Genomic DNA, 19,331 nt, shown 5'->3' on the forward strand with positions numbered 1-19,331 from the left:
CGCAGGACCCGCAGGGGCGCGGCGATGACGACGCCGGGCCCACCCAAGACACGCAGGAGCACGTGGTGATCGAAGAAATCCTCCTCGAGGCCGAGGAGAAGATGGAGAAGGCCGTTGTCGTCGCGAAAGAGGACTTCGCCGCGATCCGTACCGGCCGTGCGCACCCGGCGATGTTCAACAAGATCGTCGCCGACTACTACGGCGCGCTGACCCCGATCAACCAGCTGGCCTCGTTCTCGGTTCCCGAGCCGCGGATGGCCGTCGTGACGCCGTTCGACAAGACCGCTCTGCGCAACATCGAGCAGGCGATCCGCGACTCCGACCTCGGCGTCAACCCGAGCAACGACGGCAACATCATCCGGGTGACCTTCCCCGAGCTCACCCAGGACCGCCGCAAGGAGTACATCAAGGTCGCCAAGACCAAGGCCGAGGACTCCAAGATCTCGATCCGCTCCATCCGCCGCAAGGCCAAGGAGAACCTCGACAAGCTCGTCAAGGACAAGGAGTCCGGCGAGGACGAGGTGCGCCGCGCCGAGAAGGAGCTCGACGACACCACCGCGAAGTACGTCGCGCAGGTGGACGAGCTGCTCAAGCACAAGGAAGCCGAGCTGCTCGAAGTCTGATGAACGACTCTTCCTGGGGCGCCCCGCAAGGAGCCGGATACTGGGGCACGCCCGAGATGAGGGCTGCCCCGGCGGGTCCTGCCCACGATGTGCACGGCGCCCAGCAGACTCGGCCCATGCCCATCGTGCCGGACGTTCCCGACGCAGGTAGAGACGCAGACAGAGAGCCGCAGAGCCGCGACGACCGGGACGGGGCCGCGCACATCAGCGGCCCCCTGTTCCGTGACGAGATGCCGCAGGAGCCCATGTCCACCCCGCTGCCGTCCCCGCCGCAGAAGAAGCGCGCGGGGCGTGATCTGCGCGCCGCCATAGGGGTCGGCGTGGGTCTCGGCGCCGTCATCGGCGTCTCGCTGTTCATCGTGAAGGCCGTCTTCATCGGCGTCATAGTGATCGCCGTCGTCGTCGGCCTCTGGGAGCTCACCTCCCGTCTCCAGGAGCGCAAGGGCATCAAGGCGCCCCTGATCCCGCTGGCCGTCGGCGGAGCCGCGATGGTTATCGCCGGTTACGCCCGGGGCCCCGAGGGAGCCTGGGTCGCCATGGCCCTGACCGCCCTCGCGGTGCTGGTCTGGCGGATGACCGAGCCACCGGAGGGATATCTCAAGGACGTCACCGCCGGGGTCTTCGCGGCGTTCTACGTCCCCTTCCTGGCCACCTTCGTCGCCCTGCTGCTGACGGCGGACGACGGGCCGTGGCGGGTCCTGACCTTCCTCGTCCTCACGGTGGTCAGTGACACCGGGGCGTACGCGGTCGGCTGGCGGTTCGGCAAGCACAAGCTCGCTCCGCGCATCAGCCCCGGCAAGACCCGTGAGGGGCTGCTCGGCGCGGTCGCCTTCGCCATGGTCGCCGGCGCGCTCTGCATGGAGTTCCTGATCGACGACGGCGCCTGGTGGCAGGGCCTGCTGCTCGGCCTCGCGGTCGCGGCCAGCGCCACCCTGGGCGACCTGGGCGAGTCCATGATCAAGCGGGACCTCGGGATCAAGGACATGGGCACCCTGCTCCCCGGCCACGGCGGCATCATGGACCGGCTGGACTCGCTCCTGCCGACCGCACCGGTCGTGTGGCTGCTGCTGGTGCTGTTCGTCGGTTCCGGCTGACCGCCACGGCACCCCGGGACCCCGTCCCACCTGCACGTTCCACGAGTGAGGGTCCGTCGTCCACAGGGCGGCGGGCCCTCACCCGTATGTCTGCGACACTGGATGAACCATGCCTAAGCCCGGAGAACTCACTTTCGTCGCGCCCCGCGGAGCCAAGAAGCCGCCGCGGCACCTCGCCGACCTCACGCCCGCCGAGCGCAAGGAAGCGGTCGCCGCGACCGGCGAGAAGCCGTTCCGCGCCCAGCAGCTCTCGCAGCACTACTTCGCGCGGTACGCGCACGACCCGGCGGAGTGGACCAACATCCCGGCCGCGTCGCGGGAGAAGCTCGCCGAGGCGCTGTTCCCCGAGCTGATGTCCGTCATCCGGCACATCAGCTGCGACGACGACACCACCCGTAAAACCCTGTGGAAGCTGCACGACGGGACGCTCGTCGAGTCCGTCCTGATGCGCTATCCGGAGCGCGTCACGATGTGCATCTCCTCGCAGGCCGGCTGCGGGATGAACTGCCCCTTCTGCGCCACGGGGCAGGCCGGTCTCGACCGCAATCTGTCGACCGCCGAGATCGTGCACCAGATCGTCGACGGCATGCGCGCCCTGCGCGACGGCGAGGTGCCCGGCGGTCCCGCCCGGCTCTCCAACATCGTCTTCATGGGCATGGGCGAGCCCCTCGCCAACTACAAGCGGGTCGTCGGCGCCATCCGCCGGCTCACCGACCCCGAGCCGGACGGCCTCGGTCTCTCGCAGCGCGGGATCACCGTCTCCACCGTGGGCCTCGTCCCGGCCATGCTGCGCTTCGCCGACGAGGGCTTCAAGTGCCGCCTCGCCGTCTCGCTGCACGCCCCGGACGACGAGCTCCGCGACACCCTGGTCCCCGTCAACACCCGGTGGAAGGTCCGCGAGGTCCTGGACGCCGCCTGGGAGTACGCCGAGAAGTCCGGCCGCCGGATCTCCATCGAGTACGCCCTGATCCGCGACATCAACGACCAGGCCTGGCGCGGCGACCTGCTCGGCCGGCTCCTCAAGGGCAAGCGGGTGCACGTCAACCTGATCCCGCTGAACCCCACGCCCGGCTCCAAGTGGACCGCCTCGCGCCCCGAGGACGAGAAGGCGTTCGTCGAGGCCATCGCGGCCCACGGCGTGCCCGTCACCGTCCGGGACACCCGCGGCCAGGAGATCGACGGGGCCTGCGGTCAGCTGGCGGCCTCCGAGCGTTAGGGGGTGTCTTGTCGATCAGGCCGGATCAGGGAGCGGGGTCTGGTGCCGTGCATCGCAAGGCGGAGGAGGGAGTCGGATGGGGTCTCCCCTGCTCGAACGGAGTTGAGAGCTTGGGGAAGGAGCGTCGGCGACCGACGACAACGCCGCGAGGTGCGGTGCCAGGGCACGCGAGCCCGGCATGATCGGCAAGACACCCCCTAGGGCCTGGCGTAGGAGGTTCTCGGGCGGGCGGCCTCCGGGCGCCGGAGTTCCCCGGCCTCTCCGGTCCGGCCGAAAACCGCCGGTGTAGCCTGGGCCGAAATCAACTTCATATTCCGACAGGGGAGCGCCACAGCGCTGAGAGTGCGGCACCAAGGACAGGTTGGCCGCAGACCCTCTGAACCTCGCCCGGGTCATTCCGGGTAGGAAGTTCGGACCTTACTCAAGCTGTTGCGCCCTGCCCGCTTCCGGTTCGCCGGACAGCGGGCGGGGCCGCGTCTCTTCCTGGTCACCTCCAGGAGGAATCACATGAACACCACCAAGAAGTACGCGGCGACCGCGCTCGCGGCGGCGCTCGGCGTCACCGTGCTCGCCGGCTGCGGCAGCGAGGACGGCTCGGCGGGCTCCGGGGCGTCCAAGGGCAGCGGCTCCAAGACCGTGACCCTGGTCAGCCACGACTCCTTCAACGTCTCGGAAGACGTGCTGAAGGCGTTCACGAAGGAGACCGGCTACACGGTCAAGACCCTCAAGAGCGGCGACGCCGGGGCCGCGCTCAACCAGGAGATCCTGACCAAGGGCTCCCCGCGCGGTGACGTCTTCTTCGGCGTCGACAACACCCTGCTCTCCCGCGCCCTCGACAACGGTCTCTTCACCGCGTACGAGGCCAAGGGCCTGAACCGGGTCGCGCCGGACACGCAGACGGACGAGAAGCACCGCGTCACGCCCGTCGACACCGGTGACATCTGCGTCAACTACGACAAGAAGTACTTCGCCGACAAGAAGCTCGCGCCGCCGAAGACCTTCGCGGACCTGCTGAAGCCCGCGTACAAGAACCTCCTCGTCACGGAGAACGCGGCCAGCTCCTCGCCCGGTCTCGGCTTCCTCCTCGGCACCATCGCCGCCGAGGGCGAGGACGGCTACGAGGCGTACTGGAAGAAGCTGAAGGCCAACGGCGTCAAGGTCGTGGACGGCTGGGAGCAGGCGTACAACGAGGAGTTCTCCGGCTCCGCGGGCGGCAAGAAGGCCAAGGCCGACCGGCCGCTCGTCGTCTCCTACGCCTCCAGCCCGCCCGTCGAGGTGCTCTACGCCGACCCGCAGCCGAAGGAGGCCCCCACCGGAGTCGCCACCGGCACCTGCTTCCGGCAGACCGAATACGCCGGGCTGCTCACCGGGGCGAAGAACGAGGCGGGCGGCAAGGCGCTGCTGGACTTCATGATCAGCAAGACGTTCCAGGAGGACATGCCGCTCAACATGTTCGTCAACCCGGTCGTGACGGACGCCGAGCTGCCGGAGCTGTTCACGAAGCACGGCGAGAAGGTCGACACGCCTCCCGCCGTCACGCCCGAGAAGATCGCCGCCAACCGTGAGCAGTGGATCCAGTCGTGGCAGTCGCTGGTCCTGAAGTAGGGATCGAGAAGCGGTCCGCCCGGCCCGCCGGTCGCGGGTCCGGGCGGCGCGGGGCCGCGGTGCGGCTCGGCCTGATGGCCGTGCCCGTCGCGTTCTTCGCGCTGTTCTTCGCCTATCCCGTGACCGCCATCGTCGGCCGCGGGATCAAGGCGGAGGGCGACTGGCAGTTCGGGCGGATCGGCGAGGTGCTGAGCCGGCCGGACATCCTCGACGTCCTCTGGTTCACCACCTGGCAGGCCCTCGCCTCGACCGCGCTCACCCTGCTGATCGCCCTCCCCGGGGCATACGTCTTCGCCCGCTTCGACTTCCCGGGCAAACAGGTGCTGCGGGCGGTCGTCACCGTGCCGTTCGTGCTGCCCACCGTCGTCGTCGGCACCGCGTTCCTGGCGCTGCTCGGGCGCGGCGGGCTCCTCGACGAGCTGTGGGGCGTCCGCCTCGACACCACCGTGTGGGCGATCCTGCTGGCCCACGTCTTCTTCAACTACGCGGTGGTCGTACGGACGGTGGGCGGGCTCTGGTCGCAGCTCGACCCGCGCCAGGAGGAGGCCGCGCGGGTGCTGGGGGCCGGACGGTTCGCCGCGTTCCGCCGCGTGACGCTGCCCGCGCTCGCCCCCGCCGTCGCGGCCGCAGCACTGATGGTCTTCCTCTTCACGTTCACCTCCTTCGGCGTCGTACAGATCCTCGGCGGACCGGCGTACTCCACCCTGGAGGTGGAGATCTACCGGCAGACCGCGCAGCTGCTGGACCTGCCGACCGCCGCCGTGCTGACCCTGGTGCAGTTCGCCGCGGTCGGCGGAATCCTCGCCGTGCACGCCGCGACCGTACGCCGCCGGGAACGGGCGCTGAAGCTCGTCGACCCGGCGCAGACCTCCCGCAGGCCGCGTGGCGTGGGTCAGTGGGCGCTGCTCGGCGGCGTACTGCTGACGGCACTGCTGCTGATCCTGCTGCCGCTCGGTGTGCTGGTGGAGCGTTCCTTCGACGGGCCCGGCAGCTACGGCTTCGGCTACTACGAGGCCCTCCAGTCGGTCGGGGCGGGCGGCTCCTCCACCTTCCTGGTGCCGCCGCTGGAGGCCGTCGGCAACTCCCTGCGGTACGCGCTCGTCGCGACCCTCATCGCCCTCGTCGTCGGCGGGCTCGCGGCTGCGGCCCTGACCCGGCGGGCCGGGCGGCTGGTCCGGGGCTTCGACGCGCTGCTGATGCTGCCCCTCGGGGTCTCCGCCGTGACCGTCGGCTTCGGCTTCCTGATCACCCTGGACAAGCCGCCGCTCGACCTGCGGACCTCCTGGATCCTGGTCCCGCTGGCCCAGGCGCTGGTCGGCGTCCCCTTCGTCGTACGGACCATGCTGCCGGTGCTGCGCGCGGTCGACGACCGGCTGCGGGAGGCCGCCGCCGTGCTCGGGGCATCGCCGCTGCGGGCCTGGCGGGAGGTCGATCTGCCGCTGGTGCGACGGGCGGTGCTCGTCGCGGCGGGCTTCGCGTTCGCGGTCTCCCTCGGGGAGTTCGGCGCGACGGTGTTCATCGCGCGCCCCGACAATCCGACCCTGCCGGTCGCCGTGGCCCGGCTGCTGGGCCGGTCCGGGGAGCTCAACTACGGCCAGGCGATGGCCCTGAGCACGATTCTGATGCTGGTGTGCGCGGTGTCGCTGCTGCTCCTGGAGCGTATCCGCACCGACCGATCCGGGGAGTTCTGAACGACATGCTGAGCTTGCAGGCCGCCACCGTACGGTTCGGGAAGCGGGCCGCGCTCGACGCGGTGGACCTGGAGGTCGCCGACCACCGGATCGTCTGCGTCCTCGGGCCCAGCGGCAGCGGGAAGTCCACCCTGCTGCGGGCCGTCGCCGGGCTCCAGCCCATGGACGGCGGCCGGGTCCTGCTGGCCGGACAGGACCAGGCGGGCGTCCCCGTGCACCGGCGCGGGCTCGGCCTGATGTTCCAGGACCACCAGCTCTTCCCGCACCGCGACGTCGGCTCCAACGTCGCCTTCGGGCTGCGGATGCACGGCACCGGGCGGGCCGAGACCGAGCGCCGGGTCCGCGAACTCCTGGAGCTGGTCGGCCTGCCGGGCGCGGAACGCCGGGCCGTCGCCGCGCTCTCCGGCGGCGAACAGCAGCGCGTCGCCCTGGCCCGCGCGCTCGCCCCGCGCCCGAAGCTCCTGATGCTCGACGAGCCGCTCGGGCAGCTCGACCGGAGCCTGCGCGAACGGCTCGTCGTGGAACTCCGCACGCTCTTCCAGGAGTTGGGAACCACCGTGCTGGCCGTCACGCACGACCAGGGCGAGGCGTTCGCGCTCGCCGACCGGGTCGTCGTGATGCGGGACGGCCGGATCGCGCAGGAGGGCACCCCGCTGGACGTCTGGCAGCGCCCGGCCTCCGCGTTCGTCGCCCGGTTCCTCGGCTTCGACAACGTCACCCCCGCCACGGTCACCGGCCAGGCCGCCGCCACCGCCTGGGGCAAGATCCCGGTGCCCGAGGGCTCCCCGCAGGGCGAGACCGATCTCCTGGTCCGGCCCGCCGGGGTCCGGATCGGCGCCCCCGAGGACGGCCTGCGCTGCACGGTCGGCGTCCGCACCTTCCAGGGGAACCATGTGACCGTACGGCTGCTGCCCGAGAACGCGCCGGTGCTGGAGGCCGAATGCGCCCTGCGGGACACCCCGGACGAGGGCGCGGTCGTGGGCGTCCGCTTCGACGCGGCGGAGACGGTGGTGCTGGCGGGCGCCCCGAGTCCCAGCGCCTCACCCGACCCCGACGACCCGGCGTGACCCTCAGGGGCCGTCCGGCCGTGGGTGGTTGGCTCCCGCCACCACCAGCCCCAGTTCGTACGCCAGGATCACCGCCTGCGCCCGGTCCCGCAGCCCCATCTTCGCGAACAGCCGGTTGATGTGGGTCTTCACCGTGTGGTCGGTGATGGTCAGCCGGTCGGCGATGTCCGCGTTGGACAGCCCCCGGGCGATCAGGACGAGCACCTCGGCCTCGCGCGCGGTCAGCCCCTCGATCGAGCGCGGCGGGGGAGCGCTGACCCGCTGCCGGGCGAACTCCGCGATCAGCCGCCCGGTGATCTCGGGGGCCAGCAGGGCGTGACCGCCCGCCACCACCCGTACCGCGTGCAGCAGTTCGGGAAAGGTCGCGTCCTTCAGCAGGAAGCCGCTGGCTCCGGCGGTGAGAGCGTCGTACACGTACTCGTCCAGGCCGAACGTCGTCAGCATCAGCGCCCTGGTCGCCCCGTTCGACGCCGCGACGATCTCGCGCGCCGCGTCGATGCCGCCGAGGCGGGGCATCCGGATGTCCAACAGGACCACATCGGGACGCAGTTCGGCCGCGCCGAGCACGGCCTGTTCGCCGTCCTCCGCCTCTCCGACCACCTCGATGTCGTCCTGCGTGTTCAGCAGGCCGGCGAACGCCGTGCGGACGACGGCCTGGTCGTCGGCCACCAGCACCCGGATCACCACGGCAGCTCCGCCTCCACGAGGAAGCCGCCGGCCGGACCCCGGCCCGTGGTGAGCGCTCCGCCGAGCAGGGAGGCACGTTCGGCCATCCCCACCAGCCCGTGCCCCGCCCGCCCGGTGGGGGCGGAAGGATCGGGGCCGGGCCCGTCATCGGTCACGCGCACCGTCAACACGCGCGTGCCGTAGTGGAGTTCCACGACCGCGTGCGAACCCGGGGCGTGCCGACGGGTGTTCGTCAGGGCCTCCTGGGCGATCCGGTACGCCGACAGCTCCCAGGACGCGGGCAGCGGAACCCGCTCGCCGCTGATCCGCAGCCCGGCCGCACCGCCCACCGCCCGGTGCTGGTCCAGGAGTTCATCGAGTCCGGCCAGGGAGGGCTGCGGGGCGGTGAGCGGGGCCGGTGAGGTGGCGTCGCCCGTCCGCAGCACCCCGAGCAGCCGCCGCAGCTCCGCCATCGAGGAGCGTGCGGTGCCCGCGATCTCCTGGAAGGCGTCCCGCGCCGGGGGCGAGAGATCCGGAGTCGTGTACGTGGCGCTCTCGGCCCGGACCGCGATCACCGACACCGAGTGGGCGATCATGTCGTGCAACTCCCTCGCTATCGCGGCCCGTTCCGCCTCGGCCGCCTGCCGTCGCTCCATCTCCAGCAGCCGGGACTGGGCGGCCGCCCGGGTGTGCCGGGTCTCCTCGCGTGCCCGCACCGCGTCGCCCGTGCTCACCGCGCCCAGGATCAGCACCGTCAGCACCAGCGTCTCCGCGTACAGCCCGAGACTGAACCGGTCGGTGCCCTGGAGCGCGGGCAGCCCGGGGGAGCCGTCCCGGGCCCACCGGTCGATGTGCACCAGGTTGACCGTCAGCGCCGCCAGCGAACCGGCCAGCACGAGGATCGCCGGATGCTGCACCCGGTGCCGCCCCAGGGTGTAACAGCCGATCAGGGAACCGGCGATGGTCGCGTACGCCATGTTGCCGTCGGTCCCGAAGCTCAGCAGGGCCGCGCCCACGGTCAGGAACCCGACGGCGGGCCACATCGCCCGCAGCGCCAGCGAAGCCGTGCAGACGAGCACCCCGAACGCCGTGGCCGCCGAACCCGGTACGAGGGCCAGCTCCACCACCGCGAAGAGCGTCAGCCCCGCCGCGGTCAGCCAGGCGTACGAGGGTGCCGCCGCCCAGTCCCGCAGCCGTCGTCGCAGCCCGCGGTCCGGCGGCGGGGCTTCGGGGGCGGTGGCGGCCGGGCGGTCCGGCGTGATGGTGCGCGTCATACGGAGATTCTTCGTCACCGCCGAGGTCCGGCACATCGGAGCACGGGTGGAATTCCCCGCGCCGGCTCATGCCACGGGTTGACCCCGAGGACCGGACGGTGGTGTGACGATCCGCGAACGGCCCGTTCCTAGCCTCGGATCCATGGCAACGACCACGCCTCTCACCCCTCCTGACCAGTGCGGAAAGCCGCCATCGCTCCCTTCCGGCGCCCGCTGGTGGGCGCTCTGCGCGGCTGCCGCCCTCGGGCTCGCCGTCTGCTCCTCGCTCGGCCCGCACCGCGTCTGGGGAAGCGTGGCGGCGCTCGGCTACCTGGCCGCCGCGCTGCTCGCCGCGCGTGGGCGGAGCCCCCGTACGGCCGGTGCGGTCGCCGTCGCCGGGGCGGTGCTGCTGCCCCTGCTGTGGCTTCTCGCCGTGGAACAGGCGCAGTTGGAGGTGCGGGTGGTCGCACGGTCGGCCGGGCTGCTGCTCGCCAAGGGAACCCCGTATCTCCAACGGCCCATGGTTCCGGAGGACTTCAACCCGTACCTCCCGGGCATGGCCGTCTTCGGTCTGCCGGAGGCCGTGGCCGGGCCCGGCCCGCTCACCGACCCCCGGCTGTGGATGGGCGCGGCGTTCCTCGGCGCGCTCGCGTTCGCCCTCCCGGCGGGGTTCCGGAGCGCACCGCTGCGGTGGATCGCCGCCTGCCCGCTGGTCGCGCTGCCGCTCGCGGTCGGGGGCGTCGATCTGCCGGTGGCCGGGCTGATGTGCCTCGGGCTCGCCCTGGCCGGACGGGAACGAGCGGGCGCGGCCGGGCTGGCGCTCGGCGCGGCCGCCGCCCTCAAGTGGACGGCCTGGCCCGCGATTCCGGTGGCCCTGGCCCTGCTGGCGGCGGCCTCCCGGTCAGCGGGCCGGACGGCGGACCGCGCTGCCGCGCGCTGCGGGATCGTCGCCCTGCTCACCGCCGCCGCCCTCGTCCTTCCCGTCGCACTGCGCGACCCGGGAGCCTTCCGGGCCCATGTCGTCGACTTCCCGCTCGGGCTGACCGACGCGGTCTCGTCCGCCGCGAGCCCGCTCCCCGGCCATCTGCTGGCCACCCACGTCCCCGGCGGCCGCACCCTGGCCCTCCTGCTGCTCGGGGTGAGCGCCCTCCTGATCGCCCTCTCCCTCCTCGTCCGGCCCCCGGCGACGACGGCGGACGCGGCGGTGAGGCTCGCGCTCGGGCTGCTTCTGGCCATCGCGTTCATGCCCGCGAGCCGGGTCGGCTATCTGGTGCACCCGCTGGTCCTCGTGGCGTGGGCGGCGGCCCGGCAGACACCCGACCAGCCCCCCTTTCTCGTACGCGTACGGAAGCAGGTGTCCCGATGACCGGCGGCCGCACCCTCGTGGTGACCAACGACTTCCCGCCGCGCCAGGGCGGCATCGAGACCTTCGTGCGGGCGATGACCGACCGGTTCCCCACGGACGCCGTCGTCGTCTACACCTCGGCCGAACCCGGGGCGGCCGTTCATGACGCGGCCCTGCCCTACCCCGTGGTCCGCGACCCGGCCCGGATGCTGCTCCCCGTCCCGCGCGTCGCCGCCCGCGCCGCCGGACTCGCCCGCCGCCACGGCTGCGACAGCGTCTGGTTCGGGGCCGCCGCCCCGCTCGGGCTCATGGCGGACCGGCTGCGCCGGGAGAGCGGGGTGCGGCGGGCCGTCGCCACGACGCACGGGCACGAGGTGTGGTGGGCCCGTACCCCGGGGGCCCGGTCCCTGCTCCGGCGGATCGGTGAGCGGACGGACGCGGTGACCTATCTGGGGGCGGCCACCCGCGCGCCCATCGCCGCCGCGCTCGGTCCGGCCGCCGCCCGCCGCATGGTGCGCCTGGCACCGGGCGTGGACGCGGAGGCCTTCGCCGTACGGCCCGGGGCGCGCGAAGCCGTACGGGATCCGGCGCGCGACGGCGGACGCGAAGGGGCACACGGCGGCGGACCGCCCCGGGCGCGCGTACGCCCCAGTGCGCGCAACAGCGTCCGCCGGCGGTACGGCCTCGGCGCGCGGCCCGTGATCCTGTGTGCCGCGCGGCTCGTCCCGCGCAAGGGGCAGGACACCCTGATCCGCGCCCTCCCCGCCGTCCTGCGCTCGGTGCCCGACGCCGTACTCCTGCTGACCGGCGACGGACCGTACGCCCGGACCCTGCACCGGCTCGCCGCCGACACCGGGGTCGCGCACGCGGTGGTCCTCGCCGGCGGACGGCCGCACCCGGAGATGCCGGAGCACTACGCGGCCGCCGACGTCTTCGCCATGCCCTGCCGCACCCGCAGACGCGGCCTGGAGGTGGAGGGGCTCGGCATCGTCTTCCTGGAAGCGGCGGCCGCCGGGCTGCCGGTCCTCGTCGGCGATTCGGGCGGCGCGCCCGACACCGTACGGGACGGGGAGACCGGGTACCTGGTCGACGGGCGCGATACGGCCGCCGTCGCGGACCGGCTCGTCGCGCTGCTGCGGGACCGGGCGGCGGCCACGGCGATGGGGGAGAAGGGCCGGGCGTGGGTCCGCGAGGCATGGGGCTGGGAGAGCGCGTACGCCACCCTCGCCGGACTGCTGCGGCCCTGACCGCGCCGCCGGAGCGCGTGCCGTACGCCGCGACAGCGCGGCCAGGGCCCGGCAAGCTGGAGGTCCGGAGCCCCGTACCCGTACGGCAGCGACAGCGACAGTGACAGCGACGAAGGACCGTGAACCATGACCGGTGGCACCCGCGAGGGCATCGACCTCACCCGCGTCCTCGACGCCCCGCAGCAGCGGGTCTTCGCCGCCTGGACGTCACCGGAGGACTTCGCCGCCTGGTACGGGGGCCAGGCGGACGTCCCCCTGGACCGGGTGGCGATGGACGTACGGCCCGGGGGCTCGTGGAGCCTGGTCATCGTGATGCCGGGCGTCGAGATGCCCTTCCACGGGGTCTACCGCGAGGTCAGCGAACCCGACGGGCTGGTCTTCACGCTGAAGGACGGCTCCGCCCCCGAGGACGCCGAGGGCGAGACCGTGACCGTCACCTTCAGCGACCTCGGGGGCGGCCGGACCGAACTGGCCTTCCAGCAGCGCGGCGGGAACCTCACCCCCGAGCAGTACGCGGCGGCCGAGGACGGCTGGGAGGCCTTCTTCGACACCCTCGCCGACCGCCTCGCCGCTCACCCCTGAACTACGCCAGCGGAAGCGCCGCGAGCTGCGCGATCACCCAGGTCAGCGGGGCGAACAGGGCCAGCAGCGCGCCCGCCCGCAGCAGCGTCGCCCGGCGCAGCGTGGCCGCCGGGGCGCCCATCCTGAGCAGCGCCTCCGCCGTATGGGCGCGGGCGTGCTTGGCCTCCAGCGCCGACGTCAGCAGCGTCGCCGTCGTACAGCCGAGGACCAGCACCGCGCCGAGTGCGGTGAGCGGACCGTACGGGCGCTGATCGCCCCCGTACAGCGCCGAAGCGGCGACCGCCGCGGACACCACCGCGCAGACGATGCCGAGCGGGCGGCCGATCCGGCGTGCCTCGTCCATCAGGACCCGGCCCGCCAGCAGCCGTACGGCCCCGGGGCGCACCGACTGCAAGGCCCGGCCGCACAGATACGTCAGGCTCGGTCCGGCCAGCGCCAGGCCGACCGCGGTCAGCGTCCACCCGATCAGGACCGCCACCGGAGTGGAGTCGTACCGTCCGGGCAGCGGGAACGCGTTCCCCGCCGCACCCCGCGAGGCGATCGCCTCGACCGCGAGTCCGGCCGCCGTCAGCGCCACGCCCCAGGGGAGCCCGGCCGGGGCCGGTGCGGGCTCCGGCAGCTCCTCGGAGCCGAAGGTGTCCCGGGCCGGGTCGGGCCGCGACCGCAGCGCCAGCGCGCTCGCCGTCGACGCGGCCACCGGCACGAGCGCCAGCAGCATCAGGGCGGCGGCCAGCGGCAGCGGGGTGCCCGCGCCGAGGAACTCCGCCGCGTCCCCGTCGAACGGCATCCCGGTCAGATCGCCGCGCAGATGCAGGAAGAACAACAGCGCCACCATCGAGCCGAGGGTGGTCGACACGGCCGTGGAGACCGCGGCCAGCGCGGACAGCCGGACCGGGCCGAGGCCCAGCGAGGAGAGGCCCGGCCGGGGCCGGGTGCTCGGGTCGGTCCGGGCCACCGCCACGGCGAACTGCACGGTGGCGGCCAGCGGCACGAAGCACCACAGCAGCCGCAGCACCGAACCGGCGGACGCGGGGTGCGCGGCGGCGTACCCGAGGGCGCACAGGAGGAGGAATCCGACACCGGCCGACGCGGCGGCCACCAGCAGCCGCCGGACCAGGACGAGGGGATGGGAACCGCGGGCTAGACGGAGAGCGAGCACGCCGCGCGGCCCTCCGCTTCCGGTTTCGAAGGCAGGGTGACGGTGGCGACGCGGCGGCCGTCCAGCAGGGGCACGGTCCGGTCGGCGAGCGCCGCGACCTCCGCGTCATGGGTGGCCAGCACGACGGTGATGCCGTGCGAGCGGGCCGCCGTGGTGAACGTGCGCAGCACCTGGGAGCGGTCCGCGCGGTGCAGGGTCGCGGTGGGCTCGTCCGCGAAGATCACGGTCGGTGCGCCGCACAGGGCGCGGGCCACGGAGATCCGCTGGCGCTGCGCCTGGAGCAGGGCGTGCGGCCGCTTCTTGGCGAACGCGGCGATGTCCAGGCGCTCCAGCCATTCGGTGGCGGCCTTCCTGGCGGCCCGGTGCGACACACCGCGCAGCAGCAGGGGCAGCGCGGTGTTCTCCCAGACGGTCAGCTCCGGGACCAGCTCCGGGTCGGCGGCGATCCAGCCGAAGCGTTCCCGGCGCAGCTGTTCGCGGACCCGGGGGGCCATGGTGTGGACGGGGACGCTGTTGAACCAGACCTCGCCCTCCTGGGGCACCAGCCGGCCCGAGAGACAGTGCAGCAGCGTCGTCTTCCCGCTGCCGCGCGGGCCGGTCACGGCGAGGATCTCCGCGTCCCGGACGCCGATGGAGACACCGCCGAGACCGGGCGATCCGTTGTGGGAGTGGTGCAGTGAACGCGCCCAGATCACATCGTTGTCCGGCGGGGCCACCATGGCGTACACCTCGGTTCAGGTCAGATTTCCCGTTCCCCCGTACGGGGGAACGAAGACGCGGCCGATCGGTCACTGGGCACCGTAGATAGTCGGACCGGTCCGGGAGCACGGCACGCGGCCCGGATACCCCCTTCTCACTCGAAGGGGCGTATCCGGGCCGCGTGGGCCGATGAAATGACCGCTGGGCGGCTATCGACCGGGGGACCTGGTGGCGGTCAGAGCTTGGTCCACGCCTCCGTGAGGACGGTCCGCAGGATGCCCTCGATCTCGTCGAACGTGGACTGGTCGGAGATCAGCGGCGGGGCGAGCTGGATGACCGGGTCGCCACGGTCGTCGGCCCGGCAGTAGAGGCCGTTCTCGAACAGCGCCTTGGAGAGGAAGCCGTACAGGACGCGCTCGGTCTCCTCGTCGGTGAACGTCTCCTTGGTCGCCTTGTCCTTCACCAGCTCGATGCCGTAGAAGTACCCGTTGCCGCGGACGTCGCCGACGATCGGCAGGTCGTGCAGCTTCTGGAGCGTCGTCAGGAAGGCGTTCTCGTTGTCGAGGACGTGCTGGTTGAGGTTCTCGCGCTCGAAGATGTCGAGGTTGGCGAGGCCCACGGCCGCGGAGACCGGGTGGCCGCCGAAGGTGTAGCCGTGCAGGAAGGTGTTGCCGCCCTCGTAGAACGGCTCCGCGATCCGGTCCGAGACGATGCAGGCGCCGATCGGGGAGTAGCCCGAGGTCATGCCCTTCGCGCAGGTGATCATGTCCGGCACGTAGCCGAACTTGTCGCAGGCGAAGATCGTGCCGAGCCGGCCGAAGGCGCAGATGACCTCGTCGGAGACGAGCAGCACGTCGTACTTGTCGCAGATCTCGCGGACCCGCTGGAAGTAGCCGGGCGGCGGCGGGAAACAGCCGCCCGCGTTCTGCACGGGCTCCAGGAAGACGGCCGCGACGGTCTCGGGGCCCTCGAACAGGATCTCCTGCTCGATCTGGTCGGCGGCCCAGCGGCCGAAGGCCTCCGGGTCGTCGCCGAAGAGCGGGGCGCGGTAGATGTTGGTGTTCGGCACCTTGTGCGCGCCGGGGACCAGCGGCTCGAAGGGGGCCTTGAGGGCCGGGAGCCCGGTGATGGACAGCGCGCCCTGCGGGGTGCCGTGGTAGGCGACCGCACGCGAGATGACCTTGTACTTGGTCGGCCGGCCCTTGAGCTTGAAGTACTGCTTGGCCAGCTTCCAGGCGGTCTCGACGGCCTCGCCGCCACCGGTGGTGAAGAAGACCTTGTTGAGGTCGCCCGGGGCGTAGTCGGCGAGCCGCTCGGCCAGCTCGACGGCCTTCGGGTGGGCGTAGGACCACACCGGGAAGAAGGCGAGCTCCTGGCCCTGCTTGTACGCCGTCTCGGCGAGCTCGTGACGACCGTGACCGGCGTTGACCACGAACAGGCCGGAGAGGCCGTCCAGGTAGCGCTTGCCCTTGTCGTCGAAGATGTACGTTCCCTCGCCACGCACGATGGTGGGAACGGGCGCGTTCTCGTAGTCCGACATGCGGGTGAAGTGCATCCACAGGTGGTCGTACGCGGTTCGGCTGAGGTCCTTGCTCACGGCTATCGGGTTCCCCACATATAGGTCTGCTTCTTGAGCTTGAGGTAAACAAAGCTCTCGGTGGAGCGCACGCCGGGAAGGGTCCGGATGCGTTTGTTGATCGTCTCCAGCAGGTGGTCGTCGTCCTCGCAGACGATCTCCACCATCAGGTCGAAGGAGCCCGCGGTCATGACCACGTACTCGCACTCGGCCATGGCCGACAGGGCTTCGGCCACCGGATCGAGGTCGCCCTCGACATTGATGCCGACCATCGCCTGCCGCCGGAATCCCACGGTGAGCGGGTCCGTGACGGCGACGATCTGCATCACGCCCTGGTCGAGCAGCTTCTGGACGCGCTGGCGCACGGCCGCTTCGGACAGGCCGACGGCCTTGCCGATCGCGGCGTACGGACGCCGTCCGTCCTCCTGGAGCTGCTCGATGATTGCGAGGGAGACGGCATCGACCGCCGGCGGTGATCCGTTCCCTGTCCTGGAGTCTGCGCTGCGACTGGCCACGCACCCACCATGCACCGCTCCTCGTCTGTCTCGCAACCCCAGATCGATGAAATTCGTTGAGAGAGTGCTCAGAGTCGACTGAATCCGAAGTTGAGGGCGGTTGGGTATGTCGAAAGCGTCACCGAAGCGACTAGGGTGGATGTCTCACCCATCGGACAGCCGACAGGAGGGGTGGTTGTGACCACCGAGGTGCGCCGTCTGCGCAACTACATCAACGGAGAGTTCCGGGACGCCGCGGACGGGCGGACCATCGATGTGGTCAGCCCGGTGACGGAAGAGGTCTACGCAACCTCGCCGCTCTCGGGCCAGGCCGACGTCGATGCCGCCATGGAGGCCGCAGCGGCGGCCTTCCCCGCCTGGCGCGACACCACGCCCGCCGAGCGCCAGAAGGCCCTGCTCAAGATCGCGGACGCGTTCGAGGAGCGGGCCGAGGACCTCATCGCCGCCGAGTCGGAGAACACCGGCAAGCCGATCGGCCTCACCCGCAGCGAAGAGATCCCGCCGATGGTGGACCAGATCCGCTTCTTCGCGGGGGCCGCCCGCCTCCTGGAGGGCCGCTCGGCCGGCGAGTACATGGAGGGCCTGACCTCCATCGTCCGCCGCGAGCCGGTCGGCGTCTGCGCCCAGGTCGCGCCGTGGAACTACCCGATGATGATGGCCGTGTGGAAGTTCGCCCCGGCGCTCGCCGCGGGCAACACGGTCGTCATCAAGCCGTCCGACACCACCCCGGCGTCGACGGTCCTCATGGCCGAGATCATCGGGCAGATCCTGCCCAAGGGCGTCTTCAACGTCCTGTGCGGCGACCGGGACACCGGCCGTGCCATGGTCGAGCACCCGACCCCGGCGATGGCCTCCATCACCGGTTCGGTACGGGCCGGCATGCAGGTCGCCGAGTCCGCCGCCAAGGACGTCAAGCGCGTCCACCTGGAGCTCGGCGGCAAGGCGCCCGTCGTGGTCTTCGAGGACGCCGACATCGCCAAGACGGTCTCGGGCGTCTCCGAGGCGGGCTTCTTCAACGCCGGCCAGGACTGTACGGCCGCCACCCGCGTCCTGGTCCACGAGTCGATCCACGACGAGTTCGTCACCGCGCTCGCCAAGGCCGCCGCCGACACGAAGACCGGGCAGCCGGACGACGAGGACGCGGCGTACGGCCCGCTCAACAACGCCAACCAGCTCAAGCAGGTCAGCGGCTTCATCGAGCGGCTCCCCGCCCACGCCAAGGTCGAGGCGGGCGGCCACCGGGTCGGCGACAAGGGCTACTTCTACGCCCCGACCGTCGTCTCCGGCCTCAAGCAGGACGACGAGATCATCCAGAGCGAGGTCTTCGGCCCCGTCATCACCGTCCAGTCCTTCACCGACGAGGACCAGGCCGTCACGTACGCCAACGGCGTCGAGTACGCGCTCGCCTCCTCGGTCTGGACGCAGAACCACGCCCGCGCCATGCGCATGTCCAAGAACCTCGACTTCGGCTGCGTGTGGATCAACACCCACATCCCGCTGGTCGCCGAGATGCCGCACGGCGGGTTCAAGAAGTCCGGCTACGGCAAGGACCTCTCGGCGTACGGCTTCGAGGACTACACCCGCATCAAGCACGTCATGACGTCCATCGAGGACTGATCCTCGGATCGTCGTCACGGTCGTACGGCCCCGGGCTCCGGCCCGGGGCCGTCTCCGTGTGCGCTGGACAAGGTGTGCGGGGCGGGCCCGCCGCGCTGGACGCTTGGTCCATTGTCCGCGCGGGCGCCGACCGGCATTCTGCGCGGGTGCGAGCGATCAGGAAGAACCCCATGTCCCGCCGGTCCCTGCTGCGCGCCCTCGGGGCCGGAGCGGCCGGTGCCACGCTGGCCGGCTGCGGGGTGCCCGCGGCCTTCGTCGAGCCGGGGGACCGTGCCGGGCACGACAGTTCGGCCACCGACCACACCCTGAACTTCGCCAACTGGCCCCTCTACATCGACACCGACGACGAGGACGAGTCCAAGCGGCCCACGCTGAACGCCTTCTCGAAGCGGACCGGGATCTCCGTGACGTACACCGAGGAGATCAACGACAACGACGAGTTCTTCGGGAAGATCAGCCCCGCGCTGATGAACCACCAGCAGACCGGCCGGGACCTGATCGTCATCAGCGACTGGATGGCCGCCCGTTTCGTCCGGCTCGGCTGGGTCCAGGAGATGGACCGGGCCAAGCAGCCCAACGTCGCCAAGTACCTCGACCCGCAACTGCGTTCGCCCGCCTTCGACGAGGGGCGTCGCCACAGCGTCCCCTGGCAGTCCGGCATCACCGGCATCGCGTACAACCGCAAGAAGCTCGGCCGCGAGATCCGGTCCACAGGCGACCTGTGGGCCGACGACCTGCGCGGCCGGGTCACCCTGCTCTCCGGGCTCGACGAGTCGTTCGCGCTGCTGATGCAGGGCAACGGCGTCGACATCACCCGTTGGACGGCCGACGACTTCCACGAGATCTGCGAGCAGACCGAGAAGCGGGTCCGCTCCAAGCACATCCGCCGCTTCACCGGCAACGACTACATCAAGGACCTCGCCACCGGCGATGTGCTCGCCTGCCAGGCCTACTCCGGTGACGTCATCCAGCTCCAGGCCGACAACCCGGACATCGAGTTCGTCGTCCCCGAGGAGGGCGCCGAACTGTGGGCCGAGTCCCTGATGATCCCCAACCTCGCCCGCCACAAGCGCAACGCCGAACGCCTGGTGGACTACTACTACGAACCCGAGGTCGCCGCCGAACTCGCCACCTGGGTCAACTACGTCTGCCCGGTCCCCGCCGCCCGTGACGTCCTCGCCTCCTCCAAGGACGAGGAGACGGCCGCACTCGCCGAGGACCCGCTGATCTTCCCCGACGACGCGATGCGCCAACGGCTCGCCATCGCCCGCGACATCACCTCCGAGGAGCGGATGGACTTCGCCAAGAAGTGGAACTCCATCGTCGGCTTGTGAAGCGGTGACAGGGGTGCCGTAAAGGGGCGGTAAACCCGGGCG

The 19,331-nt window shown here is 71.7% G+C and carries 17 protein-coding genes and 1 riboswitch; of the genes, 11 read left to right on the top strand and 6 right to left on the bottom strand.

The genetic code is table 11. The features are described from left to right. Positions 1-65: 65 nt before the first annotated feature. From frr to A3Q37_RS06075, 6 genes are all read left to right on the top strand, one after another. The gene (gene frr, locus A3Q37_RS06050) at positions 66-623 is read left to right on the top strand and encodes a ribosome recycling factor (protein WP_006127917.1); all 558 of its coding nucleotides are present in this window, start codon (positions 66-68) and stop codon (positions 621-623) included. Beyond that, positions 623-1,717, top strand: a complete 1,095-nt coding sequence (locus A3Q37_RS06055; RefSeq protein ID WP_065478550.1) for a phosphatidate cytidylyltransferase — start codon at positions 623-625, stop codon at positions 1,715-1,717. Before frr ends, A3Q37_RS06055 begins: the two co-directional genes overlap by 1 nt. Before the next feature lie 109 nt (positions 1,718-1,826). Then, positions 1,827-2,933 carry a 23S rRNA (adenine(2503)-C(2))-methyltransferase RlmN gene (rlmN, locus tag A3Q37_RS06060; protein ID WP_006127920.1) on the top strand — a complete coding sequence of 369 codons (1,107 nt, stop codon included), beginning with the start codon at positions 1,827-1,829 and terminating at the stop codon, positions 2,931-2,933. Positions 2,934-3,242: 309 nt separating this feature from the next. Continuing rightward, positions 3,243-3,359: riboswitch (TPP riboswitch) on the top strand. A gap of 81 nt (positions 3,360-3,440) precedes the next feature. Further along, the gene (locus tag A3Q37_RS06065; RefSeq protein WP_065478553.1) at positions 3,441-4,538 is read left to right on the top strand and encodes a thiamine ABC transporter substrate binding subunit; all 1,098 of its coding nucleotides are present in this window, start codon (positions 3,441-3,443) and stop codon (positions 4,536-4,538) included. Between the two features lie 74 nt (positions 4,539-4,612). Then, positions 4,613-6,229 (top strand): iron ABC transporter permease, encoded by a 1,617-nt coding sequence (locus A3Q37_RS06070; RefSeq protein WP_065478732.1) that lies wholly within the window; start codon positions 4,613-4,615, stop codon positions 6,227-6,229. 5 nt (positions 6,230-6,234) lie between these two features. Beyond that, a complete protein-coding gene (locus A3Q37_RS06075) occupies positions 6,235-7,296 on the top strand; it encodes an ABC transporter ATP-binding protein (protein WP_065478555.1) in 1,062 nt (353 codons plus the stop codon). Positions 7,297-7,299: 3 nt separating this feature from the next. On the opposite strand, the gene A3Q37_RS06080 is transcribed toward A3Q37_RS06075, so the two are convergent. Continuing rightward, positions 7,300-7,983 (bottom strand): response regulator transcription factor, encoded by a 684-nt coding sequence (locus A3Q37_RS06080; protein WP_065478558.1) that lies wholly within the window; start codon positions 7,981-7,983, stop codon positions 7,300-7,302. Beyond that, on the bottom strand, positions 7,977-9,236 hold the full coding sequence (locus A3Q37_RS06085) for a sensor histidine kinase (protein ID WP_065478735.1): 1,260 nt from the start codon (positions 9,234-9,236) through the stop codon (positions 7,977-7,979). The genes A3Q37_RS06080 and A3Q37_RS06085 overlap by 7 nt, the downstream gene beginning before the upstream one ends. Before the next feature lie 142 nt (positions 9,237-9,378). On the opposite strand from A3Q37_RS06085, the gene A3Q37_RS06090 reads away from it, so the two are divergent. From A3Q37_RS06090 to A3Q37_RS06100, 3 genes are all read left to right on the top strand, one after another. Continuing rightward, positions 9,379-10,581 carry a hypothetical protein gene (locus tag A3Q37_RS06090; protein WP_065478561.1) on the top strand — a complete coding sequence of 401 codons (1,203 nt, stop codon included), beginning with the start codon at positions 9,379-9,381 and terminating at the stop codon, positions 10,579-10,581. Continuing rightward, a complete protein-coding gene (locus tag A3Q37_RS06095; protein WP_065478565.1) occupies positions 10,578-11,807 on the top strand; it encodes a glycosyltransferase family 4 protein in 1,230 nt (409 codons plus the stop codon). The genes A3Q37_RS06090 and A3Q37_RS06095 overlap by 4 nt, the downstream gene beginning before the upstream one ends. Positions 11,808-11,933: 126 nt before the next feature. Next, a complete protein-coding gene (locus A3Q37_RS06100; protein ID WP_065478568.1) occupies positions 11,934-12,389 on the top strand; it encodes an SRPBCC domain-containing protein in 456 nt (151 codons plus the stop codon). Position 12,390: 1 nt separating this feature from the next. Here A3Q37_RS06100 and A3Q37_RS06105 read toward each other — a convergent pair whose 3' ends face one another. From A3Q37_RS06105 to A3Q37_RS06120, 4 genes are all read right to left on the bottom strand, one after another. Next, on the bottom strand, positions 12,391-13,548 hold the full coding sequence (locus A3Q37_RS06105; RefSeq protein WP_065478578.1) for a hypothetical protein: 1,158 nt from the start codon (positions 13,546-13,548) through the stop codon (positions 12,391-12,393). Then, the gene (locus A3Q37_RS06110; protein ID WP_065478738.1) at positions 13,530-14,267 is read right to left on the bottom strand and encodes an ABC transporter ATP-binding protein; all 738 of its coding nucleotides are present in this window, start codon (positions 14,265-14,267) and stop codon (positions 13,530-13,532) included. The genes A3Q37_RS06105 and A3Q37_RS06110 overlap by 19 nt, the downstream gene beginning before the upstream one ends. Before the next feature lie 215 nt (positions 14,268-14,482). Further along, a complete protein-coding gene (locus A3Q37_RS06115; RefSeq protein WP_079137677.1) occupies positions 14,483-15,862 on the bottom strand; it encodes an aspartate aminotransferase family protein in 1,380 nt (459 codons plus the stop codon). Further along, on the bottom strand, positions 15,847-16,338 hold the full coding sequence (locus A3Q37_RS06120; RefSeq protein ID WP_012378816.1) for an Lrp/AsnC family transcriptional regulator: 492 nt from the start codon (positions 16,336-16,338) through the stop codon (positions 15,847-15,849). Before A3Q37_RS06120 ends, A3Q37_RS06115 begins: the two co-directional genes overlap by 16 nt. Positions 16,339-16,515: 177 nt before the next feature. Here A3Q37_RS06120 and A3Q37_RS06125 point away from each other — a divergent pair, with 177 nt between their 5' ends. Then, positions 16,516-17,955, top strand: a complete 1,440-nt coding sequence (locus A3Q37_RS06125; RefSeq protein ID WP_065478583.1) for a gamma-aminobutyraldehyde dehydrogenase — start codon at positions 16,516-16,518, stop codon at positions 17,953-17,955. Between the two features lie 170 nt (positions 17,956-18,125). Continuing rightward, the gene (locus A3Q37_RS06130) at positions 18,126-19,289 is read left to right on the top strand and encodes a spermidine/putrescine ABC transporter substrate-binding protein (RefSeq protein WP_065478586.1); all 1,164 of its coding nucleotides are present in this window, start codon (positions 18,126-18,128) and stop codon (positions 19,287-19,289) included. Positions 19,290-19,331: the final 42 nt, after the last annotated feature.

It is taken from the genome of Streptomyces sp. PTY087I2 (assembly GCF_001687325.1).
Taxonomy (GTDB): Bacteria; Actinomycetota; Actinomycetes; order Streptomycetales; family Streptomycetaceae; genus Streptomyces.